Annotated in this window: 23 protein-coding genes; 12 read left to right on the top strand and 11 right to left on the bottom strand. The window is 62.1% G+C overall.

Annotated features, from left to right (window positions below):
• A partial coding sequence (locus AC0L2R_RS09130; RefSeq protein ID WP_473508531.1) for a coiled-coil domain-containing protein occupies nucleotides 1-4,467 on the bottom strand: 4,467 nt, incomplete at its 3' end.
• 291 nt (nucleotides 4,468-4,758) lie between these two features.
• Between AC0L2R_RS09130 and AC0L2R_RS09125 the strand changes: the two genes are divergently transcribed.
• From AC0L2R_RS09125 to AC0L2R_RS09115, 3 genes are all read left to right on the top strand, one after another.
• Nucleotides 4,759-5,127: an Hpt domain-containing protein gene (locus AC0L2R_RS09125; protein WP_027151987.1), complete on the top strand. Its 369-nt coding sequence runs from the start codon at nucleotides 4,759-4,761 to the stop codon at nucleotides 5,125-5,127.
• Between the two features lie 100 nt (nucleotides 5,128-5,227).
• Nucleotides 5,228-5,548 (top strand): 2Fe-2S iron-sulfur cluster-binding protein, encoded by a 321-nt coding sequence (locus AC0L2R_RS09120; RefSeq protein WP_455840385.1) that lies wholly within the window; start codon nucleotides 5,228-5,230, stop codon nucleotides 5,546-5,548.
• Nucleotides 5,549-5,755: 207 nt separating this feature from the next.
• Nucleotides 5,756-6,784, top strand: coding sequence for an NAD(P)/FAD-dependent oxidoreductase (locus AC0L2R_RS09115; protein WP_287123223.1), 1,029 nt, complete (start codon nucleotides 5,756-5,758; stop codon nucleotides 6,782-6,784).
• Between the two features lie 42 nt (nucleotides 6,785-6,826).
• Here AC0L2R_RS09115 and AC0L2R_RS09110 read toward each other — a convergent pair whose 3' ends face one another.
• Nucleotides 6,827-7,444 (bottom strand): DUF922 domain-containing Zn-dependent protease, encoded by a 618-nt coding sequence (locus AC0L2R_RS09110; RefSeq protein ID WP_473508530.1) that lies wholly within the window; start codon nucleotides 7,442-7,444, stop codon nucleotides 6,827-6,829.
• Nucleotides 7,445-7,528: 84 nt separating this feature from the next.
• Here AC0L2R_RS09110 and folP point away from each other — a divergent pair, with 84 nt between their 5' ends.
• From folP to folK, 3 genes are all read left to right on the top strand, one after another.
• On the top strand, nucleotides 7,529-8,371 hold the full coding sequence (folP, locus tag AC0L2R_RS09105) for a dihydropteroate synthase (RefSeq protein WP_473508529.1): 843 nt from the start codon (nucleotides 7,529-7,531) through the stop codon (nucleotides 8,369-8,371).
• A 94-nt stretch (nucleotides 8,372-8,465) separates the two neighbouring features.
• Complete coding sequence (gene folB / locus AC0L2R_RS09100; RefSeq protein WP_027151983.1) at nucleotides 8,466-8,825, top strand: dihydroneopterin aldolase; 360 nt, start codon at nucleotides 8,466-8,468, stop codon at nucleotides 8,823-8,825.
• A complete protein-coding gene (folK, locus tag AC0L2R_RS09095; protein ID WP_473508528.1) occupies nucleotides 8,809-9,321 on the top strand; it encodes a 2-amino-4-hydroxy-6-hydroxymethyldihydropteridine diphosphokinase in 513 nt (170 codons plus the stop codon). Before folB ends, folK begins: the two co-directional genes overlap by 17 nt.
• Before the next feature lie 170 nt (nucleotides 9,322-9,491).
• Here folK and AC0L2R_RS09090 read toward each other — a convergent pair whose 3' ends face one another.
• The 6 genes from AC0L2R_RS09090 to AC0L2R_RS09065 form a co-directional block, all read right to left on the bottom strand.
• Entirely contained in the window at nucleotides 9,492-10,040 is a 549-nt protein-coding gene (locus tag AC0L2R_RS09090; protein ID WP_473508527.1) for a DUF924 family protein, read from the bottom strand.
• Nucleotides 10,041-10,058: 18 nt separating this feature from the next.
• Nucleotides 10,059-11,894, bottom strand: a complete 1,836-nt coding sequence (locus AC0L2R_RS09085; protein ID WP_473508526.1) for a monovalent cation:proton antiporter-2 (CPA2) family protein — start codon at nucleotides 11,892-11,894, stop codon at nucleotides 10,059-10,061.
• Nucleotides 11,895-12,170: 276 nt separating this feature from the next.
• Nucleotides 12,171-12,722, bottom strand: a complete 552-nt coding sequence (locus AC0L2R_RS09080; RefSeq protein ID WP_473490259.1) for a hypothetical protein — start codon at nucleotides 12,720-12,722, stop codon at nucleotides 12,171-12,173.
• A gap of 190 nt (nucleotides 12,723-12,912) precedes the next feature.
• On the bottom strand, nucleotides 12,913-14,001 hold the full coding sequence (locus AC0L2R_RS09075) for a YcjF family protein (RefSeq protein WP_473508525.1): 1,089 nt from the start codon (nucleotides 13,999-14,001) through the stop codon (nucleotides 12,913-12,915).
• Nucleotides 13,998-15,512 (bottom strand): YcjX family GTP-binding protein, encoded by a 1,515-nt coding sequence (locus tag AC0L2R_RS09070; protein ID WP_473508524.1) that lies wholly within the window; start codon nucleotides 15,510-15,512, stop codon nucleotides 13,998-14,000. The genes AC0L2R_RS09075 and AC0L2R_RS09070 overlap by 4 nt, the downstream gene beginning before the upstream one ends.
• Nucleotides 15,513-15,738: 226 nt before the next feature.
• On the bottom strand, nucleotides 15,739-16,242 hold the full coding sequence (locus AC0L2R_RS09065; protein ID WP_473508523.1) for a SixA phosphatase family protein: 504 nt from the start codon (nucleotides 16,240-16,242) through the stop codon (nucleotides 15,739-15,741).
• 264 nt (nucleotides 16,243-16,506) lie between these two features.
• On the opposite strand from AC0L2R_RS09065, the gene dksA reads away from it, so the two are divergent.
• Entirely contained in the window at nucleotides 16,507-16,923 is a 417-nt protein-coding gene (gene dksA, locus AC0L2R_RS09060) for an RNA polymerase-binding protein DksA (protein WP_006202025.1), read from the top strand.
• An 85-nt stretch (nucleotides 16,924-17,008) separates the two neighbouring features.
• Here the strand turns inward: dksA and AC0L2R_RS09055 are convergent, their stop codons facing one another.
• Nucleotides 17,009-17,755, bottom strand: a complete 747-nt coding sequence (locus tag AC0L2R_RS09055; RefSeq protein ID WP_473508522.1) for a hypothetical protein — start codon at nucleotides 17,753-17,755, stop codon at nucleotides 17,009-17,011.
• 368 nt (nucleotides 17,756-18,123) lie between these two features.
• Here AC0L2R_RS09055 and cckA point away from each other — a divergent pair, with 368 nt between their 5' ends.
• Nucleotides 18,124-20,694, top strand: a complete 2,571-nt coding sequence (gene cckA, locus AC0L2R_RS09050; protein WP_473508521.1) for a cell cycle histidine kinase CckA — start codon at nucleotides 18,124-18,126, stop codon at nucleotides 20,692-20,694.
• A 188-nt stretch (nucleotides 20,695-20,882) separates the two neighbouring features.
• Nucleotides 20,883-21,593, top strand: coding sequence for a purine-nucleoside phosphorylase (locus tag AC0L2R_RS09045; protein ID WP_473508520.1), 711 nt, complete (start codon nucleotides 20,883-20,885; stop codon nucleotides 21,591-21,593).
• On the opposite strand, the gene AC0L2R_RS09040 is transcribed toward AC0L2R_RS09045, so the two are convergent.
• Nucleotides 21,590-21,895 carry a ribbon-helix-helix domain-containing protein gene (locus AC0L2R_RS09040; protein WP_473508519.1) on the bottom strand — a complete coding sequence of 102 codons (306 nt, stop codon included), beginning with the start codon at nucleotides 21,893-21,895 and terminating at the stop codon, nucleotides 21,590-21,592. The two genes, AC0L2R_RS09045 and AC0L2R_RS09040, sit on opposite strands and share 4 nt — an antisense overlap.
• Before the next feature lie 257 nt (nucleotides 21,896-22,152).
• Here AC0L2R_RS09040 and AC0L2R_RS09035 point away from each other — a divergent pair, with 257 nt between their 5' ends.
• The 3 genes from AC0L2R_RS09035 to AC0L2R_RS09025 all read left to right on the top strand — a co-directional run bounded on the left by AC0L2R_RS09035 (nucleotide 22,153) and on the right by AC0L2R_RS09025 (nucleotide 24,791).
• On the top strand, nucleotides 22,153-22,548 hold the full coding sequence (locus AC0L2R_RS09035) for a VOC family protein (RefSeq protein WP_473508518.1): 396 nt from the start codon (nucleotides 22,153-22,155) through the stop codon (nucleotides 22,546-22,548).
• A 78-nt stretch (nucleotides 22,549-22,626) separates the two neighbouring features.
• Nucleotides 22,627-23,175: a gluconate 2-dehydrogenase subunit 3 family protein gene (locus tag AC0L2R_RS09030; protein WP_473508517.1), complete on the top strand. Its 549-nt coding sequence runs from the start codon at nucleotides 22,627-22,629 to the stop codon at nucleotides 23,173-23,175.
• Between the two features lie 44 nt (nucleotides 23,176-23,219).
• Nucleotides 23,220-24,791 (top strand): GMC family oxidoreductase, encoded by a 1,572-nt coding sequence (locus AC0L2R_RS09025; RefSeq protein WP_473508516.1) that lies wholly within the window; start codon nucleotides 23,220-23,222, stop codon nucleotides 24,789-24,791.
• 66 nt (nucleotides 24,792-24,857) lie between these two features.
• On the opposite strand, the gene AC0L2R_RS09020 is transcribed toward AC0L2R_RS09025, so the two are convergent.
• Nucleotides 24,858-25,253: a hypothetical protein gene (locus AC0L2R_RS09020; protein ID WP_473508515.1), complete on the bottom strand. Its 396-nt coding sequence runs from the start codon at nucleotides 25,251-25,253 to the stop codon at nucleotides 24,858-24,860.
• Nucleotides 25,254-25,470: the final 217 nt, after the last annotated feature.

Raw genomic sequence — 25,470 nt, 5'->3', positions numbered from 1 at the left:
GAGGATGTCGCGGCCTTCGGCCAGCTTCTCGACCTGGCCGGAAACCAGCCCGTCGATGCTCGACCGGCTTTCCGCCAGCTTGGCGAGATCGTCTTCGAGCGCCTTGGACAGGATCGAGCGGTCCTGGATGAGCTTCTCGGCGTGGCTGTTCACAAGACCGTTGACGCTGCCGAGGTCGGTCTCCAGCGCCCGCGCAAACTCTGCGCGATTGTCGGTCAGCTGCTGAGACTGGTCGGCGACGACACCCTTGATGGTGTTGAGGTCTGCTTCCAGCGCACGTCTGAGGATGTCGCGGCCTTCGGCCAGCTTCTCGACCTGGCCGGAAACCAGCCCGTCGATGCTCGACCGGCTTTCCGCCAACTTGGCAAGATCGTCTTCGAGCGCCTTGGACAGGATCGAGCGGTCCTGGATGAGCTTCTCGGCGTGGCTGTTCACAAGACCATTGACACCGCCGAGATCGGCCTCCAGCGCCCGCGCGAACTCTGCGCGATTGTCGGTCAGCTGCTGAGACTGATCGGCGACGACACCCTTGATGGTATTGAGGTCGGCTTCCAATGCGCGTCTGAGCAGGTCGCGGCCTTCGGCCAGCTTCTCGACCTGGCCGGCAACCAGCCCGTCGATGCTCGACCGGCTTTCCGCCAATTTGGCGAGATCGTCTTCAAGCGCCTGGGACAGGGTCGAGCGGTCTGCGGCGAGCCTGTTCATGTGATCGGAGATCAGGCCGTTCACATTCTGCAGGTCGGTCTCCAAGGCTTGCGACAGTTGACCACGATCTTCCGCCAGCTTTTCGGACTGGCCTGCAATGACGTCCTTGATCGTGTTGAGATCGGATTCGAGCGCGCGCTTGAGGATGTCGCGGCCTTCGGCCAGCTTCTCGACCTGGCCGGCAACCAGCCCGTCGATGCTCGACCGGCTTTCCGCCAGCTTGGCGAGATCGTCCTCGAGCGCCTTCGACAGGATCGAGCGGTCTTCCACAAGCTTTTCGGACTGGTCCGATATAACGCTTTTGATCGTGTTGAGATCGGATTCGAGCGCGCGCTTGAGAATGTCGCGACCCTCGGCCAGTTTCTCGACCTGCCCGGTAACCAGCCCATCGATGCTCGACCGGCTTTCCGCCAATTTGGCGAGATCGTCTTCGAGCGCCTGGGACAGGGTCGAGCGATCTGCGGCGAGCCTGTTCATGTGATCGGAGATAAGGCCGTTCACGCTCTGCAGGTCGGTTTCCAACGCCTTCGAGAGATGATCACGGTCTTCCGCCAGCTTTTCCGACTGGCCTGATAGGACCTCCTTGATCGTGTTGAGATCGGATTCGAGCGCGCGCTTGAGGATGTCGCGACCCTCGGCCAGTTTCTCGACCTGGCCGGCAACCAGCCCGTCGATGCTCGATCGGCTTTCCGCCAGCTTGGCGAGATCGTCTTCGAGCGCCTTCGACAGGATTGAACGGTCCTCGGCGAGCCTGTTCATGTGATCGGAGATAAGGCCATTCACGCCCTGCAGGTCGGTTTCCAACGCTCGCGCCAGTTGACCACGATCTTCCGCCAGCTTTTCCGACTGGTCTGATAGAACGCTTTTGATCGTGTTGAGATCGGATTCGAGCGCGCGCTTGAGAATGTCGCGACCTTCGGCCAGTTTCTCGACCTGGCCGGTGACCAGCCCATCGATGCTCGACCGGCTTTCCGCCAGCTTGGCGAGATCGTCTTCGAGCGCCTTCGACAGGATTGAACGGTCCTCGGAGAGCCGGTTCATGTGATCGGAGATAAGGCCATTCACGCTCTGCAGGTCGGTTTCCAACGCCTTCGAGAGCTGACCACGGTCTTCCGCCAGCTTTTCGGACTGGCCTGATATGACCTCCTTGATCGTGTTGAGATCGGATTCGAGCGCGCGCTTGAGGATGTTGCGGCCTTCGGCCAGCTTCTCGACCTGACCGGCGACCAGCCCGTCGATGCTCGACCGGCTTTCCGCCAATTTGGCAAGGTCTGCCTCGAGCGTTTGCGAAAGCAGGCTGCGATCGTCGGCGAGCCTGCCCGAATGGTCCTCGATCAGGCCTCGGATGCCCGACAGGTCGTCTTGGAGCGAACGCGAAAGCTCGCTGCGGTCTTCCGCCAGTTTGGCGGAATGGGTCTCGATGAGACCCTTGATGCCGACAACGTCGGTTTCCAACGCCTTGGCGAGCAAGGCGCGACCTTCGGCGATCTTCTCGACCTGGCCAGCGACCAGGCCGTCGATGCTGGCGCGACTGTCGGCCAGCTTGCCGAGATCGGCATCGAGAGCGCGTGAAAGGATGCTGCGGCCTTCGGCAAGCTTGCCAACATGGCCGGCAACCATTTCGTCAATGATCGTGCGGGCTTGTACAAGTTTTCCAGAGTCTTCGTTCAAGGCCTGCGAAAGCCTGTTGCGGCCCTCTTCGAGCCGTTCGAGATGGCTGCCGAGCGACGCATCGATGGCGGCGCGCGACTCGTTGACCTTGCGCAGATCCTCCTCGAGGGCGCGCGAGATCAGGTTGCGGCCTTCGGAAAGCTTCTGCACCTGGTCGGTGACAGCCGCGTCGATGCCGGCGCGGCTTTCGGCGAATTTCTCCAGATCGGCCTGCATGGCCGCCGTCATGTGTTCGCGGCTTTCGGAAAGCTTGCGGCTGTGGTTCTCGACAGCCTCCTCGATGCCGACGCGGGCATCGGCAAGCCGCTGGATGTCGGCATCGAAGGCGCGCGACACCACATGACGGGCCGCTTCCATGCGGCCGGCGAAATCGCCGGCGCGTGCTTCGAGCATCGACGAGGTCGACGAAACGATGTCGGCCATGTCGGCGCCGATCTGGGTCTTGCCCTGATCGATCATCGCCGAAAGCGTCTCCTTGCTCTCCTGGAAGGTATGGGCGATTTCGCGCGCGCGCTCGACCAGGGTCTCGTTGATCTGGCGTGCGCGGGCCTCGAGCGCGGCGTTGAGCTTTTGGGTGCCGGTGTCCAGCGCTTCGGCGCGGGTCTGGAACTCGCTGATCAGCACCTGGCCGCGTTCGGCCAGCGTCCGCTCGATGCCGTCAAGGCTGGCTTCAAATTCGGAGTTGAGCGTGCGTGCGGCGCCGCCGAGCAGCGACACCATGCCGGAGGTCCGATCGTCGAGCAGATCGGTCAGCGACCGGGTGAGGCCGTCGGTCGTCTCCGTCAGCTTGGCAATGCGTGTGTCGAGAAGGCTGGCGAAGGCTTCGCCGGAGGTCGACAGCCGGTCAGTGATGGATTCGAGCCGGCCTTCCACCGAATCGAAGATCGACAGCGAGCTTTGGTTGATCCTGTCGATCAGCGTCTCGCCGGAATTGGTGATGGTCATCGACAGGTTGGTCGAGGCGTTGAGGATGCTGTCGCGAATGATGTCGCTGGCAGCCCCGATATCGTCCTTCAGCGTCTCATGCGCGCCGGCGATCGTGGCGCGCACGCGTTCGGCGTGGGTGACCACCGCTTCGCGCTCGCTGCCCAGCCCGTCGACAAGCGAGCGGATGCGGGATTCATTCTCCGAATAGGAGCGCTCGATCTGGTTGACCTCGCTGTGGACCAGGGTTTCGAGCTCGACGGCACGTGCAAGCGTGCGCTCGATGCCTTCACCCATGGCCGCAACCTCGCGGCGCACGGCTTGCCCGATCATCATGACGCGATCCTGGGCGATTTGCTCCGGCTCGGTCAGGCGGAAAGCCACTTCCGTCATCGACTGAGCGGCGATGCGCATCTCCTGCGCGCGGCGAATCATGGCTGCAAACGCCCAGAACAGGAGGACGGGCAGGATCGCAGCGATTGCCAGGCCAATCAGTTCGGGACGGGCGAAAAACTGGCCGGGCGTGCGGATTTGCCAAATGCCTGGGCCAAACAGCAGGTTTGCCAATGCACCGGCGCCCGCGACCCAGGCGAGCGAAACGAGCGCCACGACCCAGTAGATCGTGTTCGAGGCACGCCGATTGAGGGTGTGCAGCAGCGTCTTGTAATCTTTTTGACGAGGATCGTTGGCCGGCGTGAAGCCGGCCGACTGCGTGCCATTGCGCGTTTCAACGGGGCGCGTTTCAACAGGGTGCGTCTCAAAAGGGTGCGTCCCAAAAAGGCGCGTTTCAACGGGGCGCAGCTCGGCAGGGCGCGGTTCAGCCGGCCTGGCGTTTGCCGCTTCTCTCTGATCCTGGGCTTTCTGGTCCTGATTGGCGGCAGGCTCGGCATTCTGGCTCGGGTTGGCGACAGGCTCGGCATTCTGGCTCTGGTCGGCGACAGGCTCGGCATCCTGGTTCTGGTTGGCGACAGGCTCGGCATCCTGGTCACGGCCCTCACGTGCCAACTCGTCGGCGGCCTGCGATATCTGCGCTTCCAGATCCTCCATCGACGCGGCGATGTCGAGATCGCCGCCGGCATCGCCGCTCAGATCGATTTCAAGTGCTTTTTCGAGTTCCCTGGCTACGTCGTTGTCAAGCGTTCTTGTCGTCGATGTTTTCTTCGCCATGCCTTCGCTACCCTGTACAAGCTGCCGCGGGACTTGTTGATGTTGCTTTTCGTGTCCCACGCAAGAGGCTGAAAATGGACCTTTCGTATCGTAATGACACACCGGGGTAAAGAAAACCTGCATTCGGTGCGATACGTAAAACTTTAAATATAAGGTTAACAGAACTGTGATTCCGGCGCCGCTATCGCAACATTTTTTCGGGCCAATCATTAACCCGTCGTCCACAGGATGGGCCTATTTTTTGGCGGCTGCCTCGTTTTTTGGCGGCTGGAAGAACGGAGTTGCAGAGTCATGCGTGGCGAAAACGGCATTGCCTTCTCGATGCCCGGCGGCGATGTGTCGGGAACGGCCGGGTCGCGGCCCGTGGACCTGGCGCATCTGGCGCGCCAGACGATGGGCGACCGCAGCCTCGAACAGGAGGTGCTGGCGCTGTTCGTGCAGCAGGCATTGTCGGTTCGCGACAGGATCGTCGACGCCGATGTGAAGCAAAGACTGCTCCTGGCGCACGGGCTGAAAGGCTCGGCGCGCGGCGTCGGCGCCTTCGCTGTTGCCGATTGCGCCGGCGCGATCGAACTTCAACCTGAAGATACCAATACCCTCAAGCGGCTTGGCTCCCTGATCGAAGAAGTCCGCGATTTCGTCGCCGCCATCAGCCGTTAAACCCATTTCCGAAAAAAACGGCATAGAGCGACGCTTTCGCGCCGCAGTTGACTTGTCTGCGGGAGTGATTATCTCGGCTGGGACTCCCTTCAGGTGACAAATGACCAAGCTGACCTTCATCGCCCATGATGGCACACATTTTGACGTGGATGCCGAAAACGGCTCGACCGTCATGGAGAACGCGATCCGCAACGCCGTGCCGGGGATCGAGGCCGAATGCGGCGGCGCTTGCGCCTGCGCGACCTGCCATGTCTATGTCGATGAGGCATGGGCGGCGGAGGTCGGCGAGCCGGAAGCGATGGAAGAGGACATGCTGGACTTCGCCTACGACGTCCAGCCGAACTCACGGCTCTCCTGTCAGATCAAGGTGCGCGACGCTCTCGACGGCCTGGTTGTGCGCGTGCCCGCCCGCCAGGGCTGAAGCGTGGAGGCTTAAGCGGGGGATATAGCCGATTTTTCCGGCGCCGGCTTGGCAGCGGGCCAATGGTCATGCAGTGTCGCGCCGTTCTCTACAGCGCCGCACGTTCCCTGGACCACGCAAAGCACGCTGTAGCACGGTGATTTGGCGCAGGATCCCCGGCGAGAATCGATTCCGATTTTCGGGGTCATGCGCATCGAAGGCGCATTCATGACCGATATCATCAGGACGGACGTATTGATTGTCGGGGCAGGGCCTGTCGGCCTGTTCGCCGTGTTCGAGCTCGGTCTCTTCGACATGACATGCCATCTGATCGACATACTCGATCGGCCCGGCGGGCAATGCGCCGAACTCTATCCGGAAAAGCCGATCTACGACATTCCCGGCTGGCCATCGATCTCGGCCCAGGGCCTGGTCGACAGACTGCTTGAGCAGATCGCGCCGTTCAAGCCCGACTTCACCTTTAACCGCATGGTCTCGAGCCTCGAAAAGCTCGAGGACGGCAGCTTTCGCGTCATCACCGACGAGAACGAGGTGTTTGAAGCCAAGATTGTGGTTATCGCCGCCGGCGGCGGCTCTTTCCAGCCGAAGCGGCCGCCAATTCCGGGCATCGAGCTTTATGAGGGCAAGAGCGTCTTCTACTCGGTGCGCCGGATGGAGGAATTCCGCGGCCACGACCTGGTTATCGTCGGCGGCGGCGATTCGGCGCTCGACTGGACGCTGAACCTGCAGCCGGTGGCCAAGAGCGTGACACTTGTCCACCGGCGGCCGGAGTTCCGCGCGGCGCCCGACAGCGTCAACAAGATGTACGCCATGCAGGAGATGAAGGAACTGGATTTTCAGGTCGGGCAGGTGACCGGGCTGACCGGCACGGACGGCCATCTCTCGGCGGCGACCATCAAGGGTCCCGATGGTGACAGCGAGGTGCCGTGCACTCGGTTGCTGCCGTTCTTCGGCCTGACGATGAAGCTCGGACCGATCGCCGAGTGGGGGCTCAATCTTCATGAGAACCTGATCCCGGTCGACACCGAGAAATTCCAGACGTCGGTACCGGGCATCTTCGCCGTCGGCGACATCAACTGGTATCCCGGCAAGCTGAAGCTGATCCTTTCGGGCTTCCATGAGGTCGCGCTGATGGCGCAGGCGGCCAAGCGCATCGTCAGCCCCGGCGAGCGCATCGTATTCCAGTATACGACGTCGTCGACCAGCCTGCAGAAGAAGCTCGGCGTCGCCGGCTGAGTCTCTTACTCGACGAGAATCGCCCTTACCGTCTGGCCGACGCTAACCCGGCAGCCGGCCGTTTTCGATGCGCTTCATGCGATAGCGCAGCAGCCGCAGGATGCGGCTTTCGAAATTGATGGTTTCGACGCGATCGAACTGCACCTGAGCGCGGTCGTGCTTGGCAAGAATAGCGGCGGAGATCTCCGCTGCCTTGGCCTTGGCCTCCTGGCACGTCTTGCGCGGGTGGGTCGCCTTCAGCGCGTCCTCGAGTTCGCCGGCATGGTTCTTGGCGATCTCGACATGGCGGTCCTCATGACGCTTGATGTCGGCCGACAATGTATCCCAAAACAGCCTTACGCCGGCATCAGCCTTGCGCGGGCGGCGCCACTCGGGAAGGATCACCTTGACCTTGACGGTGACATCGGCGTCGGCAATCGCGCAGGAGTTCGATCTTTCCGCATAGCTGACGCGGGTGGTGAACGCCATCTGCGTGGCGCCTGGATGCCGCATCCCGGTGCTCTTCACCCGAGGTCCAAGTTTCGTAAGCTGGGATCCGATATCATCGAGCGTTCTGCCGCCGATGCTGAAATAGCTATATGTCTTCACCAAATTCGCCGTGCCCGCCGGCAAGGCGGAACAAGCAAGCATCAGGGCGCAAAGCAGGCATCGTTTCATCATGTTGCCTCTTTGCCTACCTTGCGCTACGGCCGTTGCCGACGCAACGGAATTGATCTTTGGTGGATCACACATGGTTTATCGACAATGACGACAGGGCGATGGCAGCTGGCGCATGGGCGCCATCTCGACCTTGGCGGCAAGGCGGTGATCGTCGGTATTCTCAATGTCACGCCGGACAGTTTTTCTGACGGCGGACTGTTCGTCGCGCCCGAACAGGCGCTTGCCCAGGCGCGCCGGATGGCGGAAGAAGGGGCCTCCGTCATTGACGTCGGTGGCGAATCGACACGCCCCGGCGCATCTCCGGTAGCCATCGAGGAAGAGCAGGCCCGCGTGCTGCCTGTCATCGAGGCGCTCGCCGGGCTCGGCGAGGCGCTGATTTCGGTCGACACCTATCGCGAGGACACCGCCCGGCTTGCCGTCGCCGCCGGCGCCCACATTCTCAACGACGTCTGGGGCCTGCAACGCGAACCAGGCATCGCGCGGGTCGCGGCCGAAACCGGCGCCGGCCTTGTCATCATGCACACCGGGCGTGACAGGCAAAAACTGCCCGACGTGATCGAGGATCAGTTTTTCTTCCTCGGGAAGTCCCTGGAAATCGCCCGGCGAAGCGGCGTTGCCGACGACCAGATCGTGCTCGATCCGGGCTTTGGCTTCGCCAAGGAAACCGCAGAGGAAAATCTCGACCTGATGGCACGGTTTTCCGAGCTCGATGTCTTGGGCTTTCCGCTGATGGCCGGTACGTCGCGAAAGCGCTTCATCGGCGCCGTCACCGGCCGCGACGCTTCGGCCAGGGGGGCCGGAACAGCGGCGACAAGCGTCATACTGAGGCTCAAGGGCGCGCAGCTTTTTCGCGTCCACGATGTCGCAATCAATGTGGATGCGCTGGCGGTTGCGGATGCTATGCTGGCGCGTGAAACCGCCGCATAGCCGGCAAATCGAAATGCGTAGATTAAAAGCCTTAGAGCGTAGTCTGTGCGCCCAAGCGGACGCGCATCGCTCCAATCGAGCAGGACGCTGAGCGATGTATATCATCCGCATGAAAAATTGCGCCTTCTTCGCTCGGCACGGCGTGCTGGATGAGGAGGAGACGCTCGGCCAGCGTTTCTATGTCGACGCTGCGCTCACCGTCGAACCCGGCCGCGCGCTGGTCGATGACTCCATCGAAGATACCGTCCACTATGGCGTTGCCTTCGGGGTGATCGAAAAGATCATCACCGGGGAGAGGCGTTTTCTGATAGAAGCGCTGGCGCTGGAGGTGGCCCGGGCGCTGACAGCCCGCTTTCCCCAGATCAAAAAGGCCGAGATCACTGTGCGCAAGCCGAACGCGCCGGTGCCCGGCGTGCTCGATCATGTCGAGGTGACCGTTGCCTGGCCCCAATAACACGGTCTACCTCAGCCTTGGCGGCAATCTCGGCGACCCGGCAAGGTCGATGGGCGCGGCGCTGCGCATGCTGGACGCCGACGGGAACACGCGCGTCGTTGTCGTCTCCTCGCTTTACCGCACGCCGCCCTGGGGCAAGCTCGACCAGCCGGATTTTCTCAATGCGGCCGTCGAAATTTCGACCGTGCTCGCGCCACATGCATTGCTCGATCTCTGTCTCGACGTCGAGCGCAGGCTGAAGCGGGTGCGCGAGGAGCGCTGGGGTCCACGGCTGATCGACATCGACATTCTGGTGTTCGGCGATCGGATCATCCACGAAACCGGGCTGGAAGTGCCGCATCCGCGCATGCTGGAGCGCGCCTTCGTTCTGGCGCCGCTGGCCGAGATCGCGCCTGACCTCACCGTCGACGGCAGAAGCGTGGCGGAGCGGCTTGCCGCTCTCGACAGCGCCGGCATCGAGCGACTGTCGTCCGGCCGGAATTGGTGGCTGACTTGACGTCGTAAACGCGGGCCACAATCGTCGAGGGCAATCGCTTCAGGTTTGCGCTGCCCCTCATCGCCCTGCCGGGCACTTCTCCCCGTATAGTGACGGGGAGAAGGAGGCCTTCGCAAAGGATTTCGCCAATATCCATTAATCTTTGTCTGAGGCGATTGCCCTGCGCAAAGTCAGCCGGCAAATCCGCCGCCGTCGAGGAACAGCTGTTCCTCCGGCGTCGTCTCGCGGCCAAGCATCCTGTTTCGATGCGGAAAACGGCCGAAGCGCTGAATGATCTCCAGGTGCTCGACGGCATACTTCAGATAGGATTGGGCTTTGGCGGTGGTGAGGTCCACCGATTTGAGCTGGTCGGCGAGATGCTCCGAATGCTCATAAGGCAAATAGAGGAAGACGCGAAGCTCTTCGTCGAGCGCCAGATCCTGGCCGGCGGCGATCGCCTTTTCGGCAAAATGCCTTGCCAGCGGGTCGGTGGCATACATATGGCCGGTGCCGCGAAAGCAGTTTCGCGGGAACTGGTCGAGCAGGATCATCAGCGCCAGTGAGCCTTCGGCATGCTCCGACCATCCGTCGCATTCACGCCGCGCGGCAGCGTAATGCAGCTCGAGAAACCAGTTGCGGAACTCCGCGTCGAAGGCGTCATTCTTCTCGAACCATGCATCTTTCCCGGCGTCACGCCAGAATTTGGTGACGGAGAGCGCGCGCTCGTCCAGTTCGATCATCTGTTTGCTCTCCAATGTTTAGTCGGCAGGCTCGGATTTGTGCAGAACGCCGGCGGTTTCTTCATTGAGCGCCTGACCGGAGCGGCGCGGCTGGCTGAGCGGTGTCGGAATGGGTGTGCCGATATTGCCCTTGAGGAAGCGCGCTCCGGCGCGCACCCCTTCGGCGAGCTGCAACTCGAAACGGGCGGAATCGCGGTGGCGGACGTCCTCGATCACCTCGGCGACTTCTTCCGGATCAACGCCCAGCGCTTCCAGCGTGGAGCCACCGAAGACAAGCGCTGATTCGAAGGTTTCGCGAATCTGGAAATCGACGTCGGCACGTATCAATTGCAGTGCGGTTCCGCGGTCGAAAGCGCGTGCCAGCACGGTGAGCAGGGGAAACTCCGCCTTGATCAGCTTTGCGATGCGGACGGCGACATCGGGCTTGTCGACGCAAATCAACACGGCACGCGCGCGGCCGGCGCCTGCGGCACGCAGAATGTCCAGCCGCGTGCCGTCGCCATAATAGACCTTGAAACCGAAATCGGCCGCCGCCTGGATCATCTCGACCTCATTGTCGATGATCGATACGTCGATCCCGCGCAACAGCAGCGGTTGGCTGGCGATCTGGCCGAAGCGGCCGAAGCCGATGATCAGCACGCTGCCGGTCAGGCCATCGGCGATGTCGACGCCTTCGAGCGACTGCTCGTCGCGCGGCGTCAGATGCCGCAATGCCAGAATGGCCAGCGGTGTCAGCACCATGGAGATGATGACGATCGCCGTCAGCGTCGCGTTAGCCTGGCTGTCGATGATGCCGACCGCCGCGGCGGCGGAATAGAGAACGAAGGCGAATTCGCCGCCTTGCGCCATGAAGACAGCGCGCTCGAGCGCTTCCCTGTGGCCGGTCTTGAGGATGCGGGCGACGAGGTAGATGCCGATCGCCTTTATCACCATGTAGGCGACGACGTAGATGGCGACAAGCCGCCAGTTCTGGGCAACCACGTGCAGGTCGAGCGACATGCCGACAGCGAGGAAGAACAGCCCGAGCAGCACACCGCGGAAGGGTTCGATGTCGGCCTCGAGCTGATGGCGGAAGGTGGATTCCGACAACAGCACGCCGGCCAGGAAAGCGCCCATCGCCATCGACAGGCCGCTGAGCTGCATGGCAAGCGCCGACCCCAGAACGACCAGAAGGGCGGCGGCGGTCATCACTTCGCGGGCGCGGGCATCCGCCAGGATGCGGAAGAACGGATTGAGCAGGTAACGCCCGGCCAGCACCAGGCCAACGATGGCGGCAAGACCGATGCCCACCTCCGTCAGCCGTTGCGTCACGCTCATATCGGCGCCGCCCGGTGCCAGGAAAGCGATCAGCGCCAGCAGCGGCACGATCGCCAGGTCTTCAAGCAGCAGGATGGAGACAATGCGCTGGCCTTTTGGCGCGGCGATCTCACCGCGTTCCTCCAGAAGCTGCATGACGATCGCCGTCGAGGTCAGCACGAAACCGGCGCCGGCGACGAAGGATTGCGAGACCGGAAAACCTCCCGCCAGTCCGACCCCGGTCAGCAACAGCGCGCAGACGCCGACCTGCAACGCCCCAAGGCCAAAGATCTCCCGGCGCAAGCCCCACAGCCGTGACGGCTGCATCTCCAGCCCGATGATGAACAGGAACATGACGACGCCGAGCTCGGCGACGTGAAGAATGGCTTCCGATTCGGAAAAGATGCCGATGCCGAACGGGCCGATGACCACGCCGGCCGCCAGATAGCCGAGGATGGAGCCAAGCCCGATGCGCTTGAAGATCGGCACGGCGACAACACCTGCGGCGAGCAGCGCCACGACGTGGATCAGATCGCTGCCCGCTGCTTCTGCCGCCATGCCTGCCGTTCCGTTCTCTCAAAGGACCGCTGCACGTGCTGCGGCATCGAGCGGCCAAGATAGGGGCTTCAGCTGGAATCGAACAGTCCGAATCCGGAAACTGGTGCAGCAGTGTTGCAGGCGCTCCACGCCGCGGCTTTGGCAGTGAATAGTGAATAGTGAATAGTCAGTAGTCAGTAGTCAGTAGTCAGTAGTCAGTAGTCAGTAGTCAGTAGTCAGTAGTCAGTAGTAGTATGAAGTGATATCCAATTCCATTCACCATTCACCATTCACTAATCACGGCGCGATGGAGCCGACTTCGAGCGTATCGACGCGCTTCAGCTTCATGCCGATGACCGGCACCAACTGCTGGTCAACGCGCACCGCAACCGTCACTGTCATCGAATTGTCGTTGGGGACAAGAGCCTGCATGACGCCGCGCAACTGGTTACGGTTGATGGTGAAGACGACCTTGTTGGCGCTGACCACGTTGCCGCCGATGATGTCGAGCCCGGAACCGGCGGCACCGCCCATGAAGCTGCCCTTGTAGCCCTCGCGGCCCTTGTGCTGGATCGTCGCCGACATCTGCTGGGTGAACATGCCGACCCGGCAACCGCCGTCGAGCGACATGCCGATCTTGCCGTCCGGCGTCGAACCGGTGAAATTGCAGGTGAATTTCGTGCCTTTGTATTTGCCGGCGACGATTTCCCCCGGGCCGACCCATTCGCCTTTCACCGATTGAAAGAACTTCTTGTCCCGTTCTGCCGCAAAGGTCTTTTCGGCCATGCCGGCGGTTGTTGAAACCACGACTGCCATGGGCAGGACGCTAGACAAGATCACGCTTTTCATCGACGACACCCGGCAACAAAGAGACTGGTTTGGAACCCGTCCGACCATGAACAAGATTGGTTAATGCTTCGTCACCGCTTGCGCATGACCCCGAAAATCGGACGCGGTTTGCGCTCGGATCATGGGCAGAACAAACGTGCTGCAGCATCCCTGTGCGCGCCACCAGGACGTGCCGCGTCGGAGACGGTCGTCAGGTGTCGGAAGCGGATGTTTCCTTCTGCTTTTTGGTTGCAAATGATGTCAGCGCGGACAGGAAATCGCCCATGCCGGGCCGCCTCGCGGCGCTGAAGGGCAGGGGCCTTGCGGTCTCCATCGCAGCAATGCCGATGCGCGCCGTCATCATGCCGTTGACGACGCCTTCGCCAAGTTTTGCCGAGAGCCGGGCGGCAAGGCCATGGCCGACGATCTGCTGCACGAAACTGTCGCCGACGGCAATCGAGCCGGTCACCGCCAGATGGGCGAGAACGCTGCGTGCCAGCCGGAAGAACCCCAGCGTGCCCGGCCGGCCGCCATAAAGCTCCGACAGGCGGCGAATCAGCCGGCCGGCTTCGAACACGACATAGGCGACGTCGACCAGAGCGCGAGGGCTGACCGCCGTCACCAGCGACACACGCTTTGCCGCTTCGAGGATCATCACCTTGGCGCGCGCATCGAGGGGGCCGAGGATTTCGGTCTCGGCCAGGCGCACCAGATTGCCGCCGTCGATGATCTCGTCGCGCAAGTCTGCCAGGGCGCGTCTGCCGGCCGCGGTTTCGGGCTTGGCCGCGACAAAGGCCGACAATTCGTCGACCACGGCGCGAGCGGCTTTCGGATCGTCGCGGGCGATGGCGTCGAGCGCCAGCTTCTGCAGCTTTTCGACCTCGGCGAGGCGGGCGATCGCCAGGAACTCGCGGGCAAGGATGACCAGGAGCGCGAGCACCGCGATCACGGCCATGCCGGCGGCCAGCCAGCCCAGCCATTCGGCACGGGCAAACAGATCGCGAATCAGCTGGTCGGTCCAAAGGCCGAGGGCCAGCGAAACCAGAACGCCCAATGCGCCGAAAAACAGGCTGCCTGATATCGAGCGCTGCCTCGGCGCGGTCGCCGGCGGCGGTTCGGCGGCGATGATGTCCGGCTCGTCGAAAACGTCGATTTCCGCCGGCGTGACGACAGCAAGGTCAGCGTTCACGGTGCGCGGTTTTCTGGCCGCAGCGGTGTCGGGCTGGCGCAAGGCCGCCTGTTGCTTTGGCGGGGCTTCCGGCTCGATGCGAAATGCCGCCGGCTTGCGGGGCGCGGTCATGCCAGATGATCTCCGATCAGGAACTGCAGGGCGCGGTCGAGCCTGATATGCGGCAGCGACAGCGTGACGCCTTCGGCAGTGCGTTCGAGTTTTGGCGGGCGAAAGCGCACGAAGCGGATCGCCGGGTCCTCATTGGCCTGCCGATGGCCTGGGTCCTGCCGATGGCCCGGGTTCTGCCGACGGTCTGGTCCGGAGACATCGAACACTGCATCAATTTTCTCCGGCAAGTCACCGGGAAATATGGCTGTTTCTGTTCTGCCATCAAATGTTTCGCCGTTGATCTTTTCACCTTTCAACGGTGTGCCGATGATGACCGGCAGCGTTTCACGGCCTTGCTTGACCGTGCCTTCCCGGGTCGCTCGCACCGCCGCCAGGGCGACCACGTCGACATCGGCGCCGGTGAAATTCGCCCGCGCCACGGCACGGTCGGCAAGCCGCCGCACGATCGCCTGCAGCCGGTCATGGCTTTCGTGATGCAGATGGTCCGCCTTTGTCGCCGCCACCAATATGCGGTCAATGCGCCTTGAAAAGAAGTCGGTCAGGAAATTGCCGCGACCGGGGCGGAAGCAGGCGAGGATTTCGGTCACCGCACGTTCGAGATCGGCCATTGCGCCGGGTCCCGCATTCAAGGCCTGCAAGGCGTCTATCACAACGATCTGACGGTCGAGGCGCGTGATGTGCTCCCGGAAGAACGGCTTTACGACATGCGTCCTGTAGGCCTCATAGCGCCGCTCCATCATCGCCTGAAGCGACCCGGGCCGCGCCCGCCGCTCGCTCAGGCCCGGCAGCGGCGCGAAGGTCAGCGCCGGTGAGCCCTCAAGGTCGCCGGGCATCAGGAAACGGCCGGGTGGCAGGGTCGAAAGCGCCCGCTCGTCGAGCTTGCATGCCTTGAGATATGCGGCGAAGCTCTCGGCGAGGCGTCGCGCCGTCATCTCGTCGGCGTCGGCATTCGGGTCGATTGCGGCGGAGAGCGCGCGCCATTCCTGCGAAAGGTCGGCGCGCACCGGCAGCACGGCCATGTCAAAGGCTTCGCGTGAGAAATCAGAGTAGGATTTCCCGAGCAGCGGCAGGTCAAGCAGCCATTCCCCAGGATAGTCGACGATATCGACCGACAATCTGCCTGATGAGAACATGCGGCTCCAGCCGGAGGCCGATTCATATTCTATGGTAAGCCTCAGCTCGGAAATGGCACGTGTCGAATCCGGCCACAGGCGGTCGTTGACCAGGGCCGCGATGTGGTCCTCGTACTGGAATCGCGGCACGGCGTCATCGGGTTGCTCTTCGAGAAAGGCACGGGCGATACGCCCCGATTTCTGCGCCTCGAACAGCGGCATCCGCCCGCCATGGATCAGATTGTGGACAAAGGCTGAGATGAACACCGTCTTGCCGGCGCGGGAGAGGCCGGTAACACCAAGCCGCAGCGATGGCGAAAAAAGCCCGGTAGCGCGCCCCGACAGCGTATCCAGGGCAATCTTCGCCTCGTCGGTGAAAGTGGTCAGCGATGATGCCAAAATGCGGTCTCTCGGGGCTTCGGTCCGCCCCGATATAGGCGCTGCCGGCTAGTGTGGCGAATCCGAAATTCGCAGTAACCTTGGAGCACCGCATTGAATTTCGGATTCTAAGTCACACTGGCAAACCATTGTTTCTAGCGTGGTTTTGGAATTTGAAGTTCCTGAACGATGATGCCATTGAAAGTGGCAGGAACTTCAAATCCACCACGCTACGTCTAAAATGGCGTCAGAGATCGGCCGGCGACAGGAAGGCTTCGAGATAGCCGGTGCCTTGCGCGGCGTTGGCAAGACTGCCTGGAAAACGCACGACCGCGAGGCCGGAGGTCGGGAAGCCGTGGTTCAGCATTCCCCTGGCGACCTCCTCGCCATCGCCCGAAAGCGCGATAGTGAGATCTTCCGTCATCGGGTTGTGGCCGACGACCAGCAGCGAGCCTGGCCCGCCATTGCCGCGGATGAGGTTGAGATAGCCGGCGGCATCCTCGCTGTAGAGCGTCTCCAGGAACAGAACCCGGCCCGTATCGGTGTGACCGGCAAGGCCTTCAAGCGTTTGGCGCGCTCGCTTTGCATTCGAGCAAAGGGTCAGGTCCGGAATGTAGTTGCAGGCCCGCATGACCGCACCCATCGTTTCGGCGTCGGCGACGCCGGATGCGTCGAGTGGACGATCGAAATCGCGCATGCCCGGCAGGGCCCATCCGGCCTTCGCATGCCTCAGCAGATAAAGCTTGCTCACCGGTCCCTCGCTTGTGCCAAACACCGAAACTCGTCAAAAGGCGCTGCGGGATTAGTCATGAGAAACGCCTTGCGCACAATGGCCGGCGCCCTACAAACCTAACGAATCATACGCGAATTCGGTCGCGCCCTTCATGCGAATGATGCAGCCCATGGCGTATTGGCCGAGATTAACAATTGCGTGAATCAGTCGTCGATTGCGCTTGTGCAGCATTCGGTCCGTGAATATATAGGCGCCAAATTTGGGGCTGTCTGGGTGAGTCGAATGAACGACATCGTTACCGCCGATTACGTACCCTCCGAAGACGAGCCGTTCATGAACGAGCGGCAGAAATCCTACTTTCGCCTGAAGCTCGTCACCTGGAAGAACGACATACTGCGCGAAGCGCGCGAAACTCTCGAAATCCTGCAGCAGGAAAACGCCAACCACCCCGATCTCGCCGATCGCGCCTCTTCGGAAACCGACCGCGCCATCGAACTTCGTGCCCGAGATCGCCAGCGGAAACTCATTTCAAAGATCGATTCTGCGCTTCAGCGCATCGATGAAGGCACTTACGGCTATTGTGAGGAAACCGGCGAGCCGATCGCGCTGAAGCGGCTCGATGCGCGTCCGATCGCGACCCTGTCGATCGAGGCGCAGGAGCGTCACGAACGCCGCGAGAAGGTCTACCGCGACGACTGAAGCACGGGCGAAGCGTCTAAAACGCAGCCAATAGCGAATTTGTCATGGCCGGTCTCCGGCCATTTTTTTGTTGGCTGTTGGCCGGTTATCGCTTCTGGCTGGACAACTCGCCGAGAAGCTTCGTCATCTCGTCATCGAGAGACGACGGCGCTTTCGCCGCCGGCTTGCTCTCCGGCTTGGCGGGGTGCGGGTCATCAAACGGGACCTCGAGCTCCCTCATCAGCGTATCGTCGATGGAATCCTCTTTTGCCGGGGAATTCGGCTTTGCCGGGGAATCCTGTCTTGCCGGCGATGGCGCGTACCGAACGGCATTGGTGTAGGCGGGCAGCGGCGTGATGGTCGCCGATTGAGGGCTTTGCGTTGCTGGCCTCGGCGCCGGCGCGGGCTGATGCGGCCGGACAGGCGTTGGGGCCGTGCTTGCCGGCGGCGGAGACGGTGCTTGCCTCACTGGCGCGGGAGCCGGTTGCGGCGCGCGCGGCGGCGGTGCCGGCTGATGGCCGCCGCCATCTCCGGTCAGTGCAGGACGGCGCAGCGCCGACAGCCTGATGTCGCGTTCGACGACGACGTCGGTCGGGCCGCCGATCAGCAGCAGGTGCTCGATATCGTCGCGGCGCACCAGCACCAACCGGCGGTGACTGTCGACTGCGGTGGCGTCCATCACCGCCAGCCGCGTCTTGCGGTTCCTGCCGCCGGCAACGAATGTTCCAAAGGTCAGGTTGCGGACCAGCTTGATGATGAGGAGAACGATGACCACAAGGACAAGCGCGACAAAGGTCCACAGGATTACCGCGGCATAACCGAGACCCGCCACGCTATCCAGCCACTGCAGCATTGGTGCACCCAAAATCAGCTTTCGAAGAAGACGCGACACTAGACTGTTGCGGTACGCGACTGCAAGTTACGTTTCGCGCTTCGTGAACAGCTTGAAACACCCATTTTGTGGATTTCAAGCTCCTGCGAATTGAGGGCGTCAGCGTCCCCACTTCAATCCACGACGCTGGATTTTCAGCAAGTTGCTGGCGTGATGAATCCGAAATTCGCTCGCGTCGGACCAGGAATGATGCGAATTTCGGATTCGCCGCACCAGGCGCCGAACGGGTGTCATTTTTAGCGGACAGTTGCCGCCAAGGCCTTTTCCGGACCCTGAGAATGTGATTCAACCGGGCAGGGCAAGTACCGGAATTCACGAGCAGGGGGCACATGGCCAAGGAAGCGCGCGGCGATTTCTATCCGGTACCGATCGTCGACCAGAACACGCGACCGGGCGCGGTCACCCGGCTCATCGTCTTCATCGTTGTGCTGACAGGGGCGGCGATCGTTTTCGGCCTTTTCCGAGAACGTCTTGGCGATCCATTCCTGCTTGGAATGCTTGGCGTGCTGGCGATGATCGGTGTCGGCTTCCTGTTCGCCACCGCCATCGGCTTCGTGCAGATCACACCGCGCTCGACGAGTGACGAGCTGTCGAAGGCCTTCGTCGATTCAATGTCGCAAGGCCTTCTGGTCACCGATACCAAGGGTCGTGTCGTCTACGCCAATCGGGCCTATGCCGAGATGACGGGCGCGGCTTCTGCGGCGGATCTAAAGACCGTCGAAGGGTTGCTGTCCGATGTTCCCGAGGCATCGGTGACCATTTACCGGCTCGCCTCCGGCCTGCGCGACGGCCAGCCCGGCGACGGTGAGTTTCGCCTTGCCCAATCCATTCGACCCGGCGCCGAGCCGGGCGCGCGCTGGTACCGTGTCCGCGCCCGCGCCTTCAGCGTTCCGGGCCAGCGGCTGCCCTTGCTCGCCTGGCAACTCGCCGACATCTCGAAAGAACGGGCCGAGCAGGAGCGCTTCTTCCTTGATCTGCAGGAGGCCATCGACCATCTCGACCATGCGCCTGCCGGCTTCTTTTCGGCCGACCAGGAAGGCCGCGTCACCTACATCAACGCCACGCTTGCGGAGTGGCTGGGCATCGACCTGACGAGCTTCACGCCTGGTGCCGTCACGCTTGCGGAGATCGTCGCTGGCGACGGCATGGCGCTGGTCCGCTCGGTCAAGGCCGATCCCGGCACCACCCGCAATGCGGTCATCGATCTCGATCTGACGACAGTGAAGGGCGAGGCGCTGCCCGTGCGTTTCATGCATCGGGTTTCGGCCAGCCGCGAGGGCGCCAACGGTCCGACGCGCACCATCGTGCTCAACCGGACGCAAGGCGAGGATGCTTCCGCCGATCTGCGCGCCTCGGAGATCCGCTTCACCCGCTTCTTCAATTCGACGCCGATGGCAATAGCGGCTGTCGACAACCGCGGGCGCATCCTGCGCACCAACGCGCCTTTCCTGTCGCTGTTTTCCTCCGTCGTCGACGGGGACGCGGTCGATCGGCGCGTGCGGCTGGACACGGTGATCCATGAGCGCGACCGCCCCGCCTTTGCCGCGGCGTTCGAAAAAGCGCGACAACGGCAGGCCGATATCGAACCGATCGATACGCTGCTGCCCGGCAATGAAGAACGGCACATGCGCTTCTACGTCAACGCGGTTGCCGACGGCACCGGCGAGGGCGCCGAAGAATCGGCCATCGTCTACGCCGTCGAGACCACCGAGCAGAAGGCGCTCGAGGGCCAGATGGCGCAAAGCCAGAAGATGCAGGCGGTCGGCCAGCTTGCCGGCGGCATCGCACACGACTTCAACAATGTGCTGACCGCCATCATCATGGCGTCGGACCTGTTGTTGACCAACCACCGCCCGTCGGACCCGTCCTTCCCCGACATCATGAACATCAAGCAGAACGCCAACCGGGCGGCCTCGCTGGTGCGGCAGCTTCTGGCCTTCTCGCGCAAGCAGACGCTGCGGCCGGAGGTGCTCAACCTGACCGACGTGCTTGCCGATCTGCGGATGCTGCTGGCCCGTCTGGTCGGCAACGACATCAAGCTGAAGGTCGATCATGGCCGCGATCTGTGGCCGGTGAAGGTCGACATCGGGCAGTTCGAGCAGGTGGTGGTCAACCTGGCGGTCAATGCGCGCGACGCGATGCCGAACGGCGGCGAGCTCACCGTGCGCACCCGCAACGTGACCACACAGGAGAGCAAGAGCCTTCCCTACCGCGAACTTGCGCCTGCCGATTATGTGGTGGTCGAAGTTGAAGACACCGGCAGCGGCATCGCCCCCGAAGTGCTCAAGAAGATTTTCGAACCCTTCTTCACCACCAAGGAGGTCGGCAAGGGCACCGGCCTCGGCCTGTCGATGGTCTATGGCATCATCAAGCAGACGGGCGGCTTCATCTTCTGCGATTCCGAGGTCGGCAAGGGATCGGTGTTCCGCATCTTCCTGCCGCGCTACATTGCTGAGGCGAGAACGGCAGGCGAGCCCGGCGAGGCGCCGGCTGCACCGGCAAAGGTCGCCGACGCAGCCAAGGACCTGTCAGGTTCGGCCACGGTGCTGCTCGTCGAGGACGAGGATGCCGTGCGCATGGGCGGCATGCGGGCGCTGACGTCGCGCGGTTACACCGTCCACGAAGCGTCCTCGGGCGTCGAGGCGCTGGAAATCTTCGAGGCGCTCGGCGGCAAGGTCGACATTGTCGTTTCCGATGTGGTGATGCCGGAAATGGATGGGCCGACGCTGCTTGGCGAATTGCGCAAGCGGCAGCCGGACATCAAATTCGTCTTCGTTTCCGGCTACGCGGAGGACGCGTTCGCCAAGAACCTGCCGGCAGAGGCGCATTTCGGTTTCCTGCCGAAGCCGTTTTCGCTCAAGCAACTGGCCACAATCGTCAAGGACGTGCTGGAATCTTAACGCATGTCACGCAAAAGTGTGCAGCGGTTTTGCGATAACGACATGCACAAACGACAACCTAAAGCGCGCCGCATGAGGCGGTCAAATGCGACGCGCTTTAGGGCTCACTAATTCGCACTTGCGAAATGGCGTGAGACTGCCATGATTATGGGGGGAAACAGGCGGCGGGTTTTTGGGGGGAGCATGCCGTGACGCCGCACAATGAGGCAGGCAAGGGCGATTATGCGGCAACAGTGCTGTTGCCGGGCGATCCGCAGCGTGCCGAATGGATGGCGGAAACCTTTCTCGAGGCGCCGCGCTGCGTCAACCGTCGAAGGCAGGCCCTCGGTTTTACCGGCCTGTTTCGCGGCAAGCCCGTCAGCATCCAGTCCACCGGCATCGGCGTCTCGTCATTCCTGATCTACGCCCATGAATTGCTGGACTTCCATGGCGTGAGGACACTGATCCGCACCGGCACCTGTGGTGCCCTGACGGCCGCAGTCAAACTGCGCAGTTTAGTGATCTCGCAAGCGGTGCGGGGTGAAAGTGCCGAGAGCGGCCAGGTTTTTGGGCTTTATGGTGCTGATGCCGGACCCGATCCGGGTCTGGTTTCCCAAGCCCTGGCCCGGGCTGCCGAAATCGGCATCGAACATCAGGCCGGACTGACCATCTGCAGCGACATATTCTATCACCCCAAGGGGCGCGACCGCTTCGCCGAAGCGCAGGCACAGGGCGCGCTGGCCGTGGATATGGAGACCAGCGCGCTCTATCGCATCGCCGCGCATTTCGGCGCCAGGGCCTTGTCGATGCTGACTGTCGTCGACAATGTGGTGACCGGCGAGCAAACCGATTATTCCGAACGCCAGGCGCTCTTCACCGATATGACCCGCCTGGCGCTCGATGTCGCGATCGAAAGTTAAGCTGCATGCCGCTTCGGCGCCGTGTGTTCTTCGATGCCGGGCCGATGGCCGCGCAGATAGAGAGCACAGGTCGTGCGCAGCATCGAGGCGAAGTTGGGAATCTGGCCATTGATCTCGATGGCCTCGTCATAGAGCTTCGAGATGAATTTCGGCGTCGTCAGGCCCTGGCTGTCGGCGATCTCGTCGAGCAATGCCCAGAACGTCGCCTCGAGCTGGATGCTGGTCGAATGCCCGTCGATACGAATCGACCGGTTGATCTGCCGGTAGCCGTCCGGATCCTGCCCGGCAAAAACCCTGCACATCGTTACCTCCCGTTCCTATTGATCTGGCCGTTCTTATTGGTTTTGGGCGCAATCAGCAGTGATTCGCGCCTTTGACAGTGCCTTGTCGTGGCCAATTATCTTCAGCTGGAAAGCGGAAAACAGCAATCGGACTTTCGTCCTTAGGCGGTTTTCCCCGTCGTTAGATTAGCGCGTGGTAATCGGCTGCCACCACGTTTGCCGCAACCCGCGCATAATCACGCCGACGCGCACATCGCGCTTACCGCACGGAGTGTCATTTGGCGAAGGCGATCCACACCATGATCCGGGTTCTCGACGAGGCCCGGTCCGTCGACTTCTACCGGAAAGCGTTTGGACTGGACGTCGCCGAACGGCTCGATTTCGAAACCTTTACGCTCGTCTATCTGAGCAATGCCGAGGCGGAGCTCGAGGTCGAGCTCACCGTCAACAAGGGCCGCCAGGAGCCTTATGCGCTCGGCGACGGCTACGGCCATCTCGCGGTTTCGGTCGCCGATCTGGACAGCGAGCATGAACGGCTCGGCGCGCTTGGCCTGAACCCGAAGAAGATCGTCGAGTTCAACCGCGACGGAGCGCTACTCGCACGCTTCTTCTTCATCGAGGATCCCGATGGCTTCAAAATCGAGGTGCTGCAGCGTCGGGGCCGGTTCAAATAGGAGATACTCGGCCGCGCCGGCCAGCGCGGCGCCAGCCAGGGCACCTTCGGGTGCAGACAGCAAGCAAGGGAGGAACAATTGGTCACAATTTATGAGAGCAAGCCGGTCCAGGAAACGAAGCCAGTTCTATCGCGCCGCGAGCTGCTGAAGCGCGGCGGTGTCGGCGCGCTGCTGGTCATTTCAGGCAGTGCCGTCATCAGCCCGGAACATGCCTGGGGTCTCGAAACATCCGCGCTCAAGCCCGAAACCATGGCGACACTGATCCAGATGGCGCGCGACATCTACCCGCACGACCAAGTGCCTGACAAATATTACGCAATCGCCGTCAAGGCGCACGATGAGCAGGCCGGCAAGGACCCTGCCCACAAGGACCTTATCGAAAAGGGTATCGCCGATCTCGACCTGAAATCGGGCAAGGACGGCTACACGGGTCTCGGCTGGGAGGAGCAGCGCGTTGCGGTGCTCAGGGATATCGAGGACACGCCGTTCTTCCAGGCCGTCCGCGGCGGGCTTGTCGTCGGCATCTACAACCAAAAGGAGGTCTGGCCGATCTTCGGCTACGAGGGCGAGTCCTACTCCAAGGGCGGCTACATGGCGCGCGGGTTCGACGACATCGAGTGGCTCTGAGCCCCATCGTCGCAACCGCACACAGACATCAATGGGAGGAAACCTTGGCAGCACCATTTGATCTCAACAACGACGGCGTGGTCGTCATCATCGGCTCGGGCGCCGGCGGCGGCACGCTCGGCAATGAACTTGCGCAGAAGGGCATCGATGTCGTCATGCTGGAGGCGGGCGCCCGTCACGAATACGAAGATTTCATCAATGACGAGTGGGGTTCATTCGCCCAACTCGCCTGGACGGACAAGCGCACGACCTCGGGCGACTGGCGGGTGGCGAAGGATTTCCCCAACCTGCCGGCATGGATCGTCAAGGCGGTCGGCGGCTCGACCACGCACTGGGCAGGCGCCTCGCTGCGCTTTCAGGAGCACGAATTCAAAACGCTTTCGACCTACGGAAAACTGGAAGGCGCGAACCTGCTCGACTGGCCGATCACGCTTGCCGAGCTCGAGCCCTACTACGCAAAGGCCGAAGACAAGCTCGGCGTGACGCTCACAAACAATATCCCGGGCCTTCCCGGCAACAACAACTTCAAGGTGATGAAGGCCGGTGCCGACAGGCTCGGCTACAAGGAGTGCCACACCGGCCGGATGGCAATCAATTCCGAGCCGCGCGACGACCGCAATGCCTGCCAGCAGACCGGCTTCTGCTTCCAGGGCTGCAAATGGGGCGCCAAATGGTCGACGCTCTACAGCGAAATTCCCAAGGGCGAGGCGACCGGCCATCTCGAGGTCAGGCCGAATGCCATGGCCATCAAGATCAACCACGATGCGTCGGGCAAGGTAACCGGGGTCGTCTATACCGACAAGGACGGCAGACTGAGGGAACAGAAGGCTCGCATCGTCGCGGTCGCCGGAAATTCGATCGAGAGCCCGCGGCTGCTGCTCAATTCGGCATCGAGCCAGTTTCCCGACGGCCTTGCCAATTCGTCGGGGCAGGTCGGCAAGAACTACATGCGCCACACCACCGGCTCGGTCTACGGCATCTTCGACAAGCCGGTGCATATGTATCGCGGCACCACCATGGCCGGTATCATCCGCGATGAGGCCCGCAACGATCCCTCGCGCGGCTTCGTCGGCGGCTACGAGTTAGAGACGCTGTCGCTCGGCCTGCCGTTCATGGCCGCCTTCCTCAATCCCGGCGGTTGGGGGCGTTCCTTCACCACGGCGCTCGACCATTACGACCACATGGCCGGCATGTGGATCGTCGGCGAGGACATGCCGCGCCAGGAAAACCGCATCACGCTGCATGCCGATATCAAGGACGCGCACGGCATGCCGGTGGCGGACGTCCATTTCGACGACCATGCCAACGACACGGCGATGCGCAACCACGCCTACAAGCAGGGCTCGGCGCTCTACGAGGCGGTCGGGGCGACGCGGACCTTCCCGACGCCACCCTATCCGTCGACCCACAATCTCGGAACCAATCGGATGAGCGAGAAGGCGGCCGACGGCGTCGTCAACAAGCATGGCCAGGCGCACGACATCAAGAACCTGTTCGTGTCGGATGGCAGCCAGTTCACCACGGGCGGGGCTGAAAATCCGACATTGACGATCGTGTCGCTGGCGATCCGTCAGGCCGAGTACATTGCCGGACAAATGTCGGCCAAAAGCATTTAGCCATAGCCTCCCGACTGCTGCTGGCGCGGAACCTCACAAGGTTTCGCGCCTCTCCTTGTCGGCCGTTCAACGCTTCGTGCAGGTCGAGGCGGTGAAGGCGCCGTCAGGCTGCTTCATGATGATGTCGAAGGACGGGCTGGTTTGACCGTCCAGGGTGGCTTGCGTGAGCGAGATCGAGTTGCCGCCGGTCGTGTAGCCGCCCAACGGGCCCAACCAGGTGATCTCGCCATTTGCATTCATCTGATAGTTGTAGCCCTGCCGGGCGGTTCCGAAGCTCACCGGGCCGCTATAGACATTGCCCTTGACGGTGATGTCGCCAAGGCTGAGGAACACGCCAAGCAGATAGACTTCGCAGTGATAGGTGCCATCCGGCAATTTGCCATCGGTGAAGTCGGCGCGGGCGCTGCCGGTTGCCGCAACCAGAAGCATGGTGCTGAAAATACGAAAAATCCTGGAGGTCATGCGGTCGCTCTTGTGAGGATCAATCCTGCCCCATTTTCCTGCAGCGCCGCAACAGTTCGCCGTCTTTTGCTTAAAAATCATGCATAAACTCGCGAGTGATCAAAAATTAGGCGAGAGCGGGGATGTTTTTCTCACGCAGAGCACGGGCAGCGGCACTTATCTTTGGCGGCTAATATATTAACCGGCTGATACGGCTGGGAAATCCAGGCCCGCTTGA

Source organism: Mesorhizobium sp. WSM4820, assembly GCF_055811075.1.
Note: the sequence above shows the minus strand (reverse complement) of the source record. Positions and strands in the feature narration are given on the sequence as shown.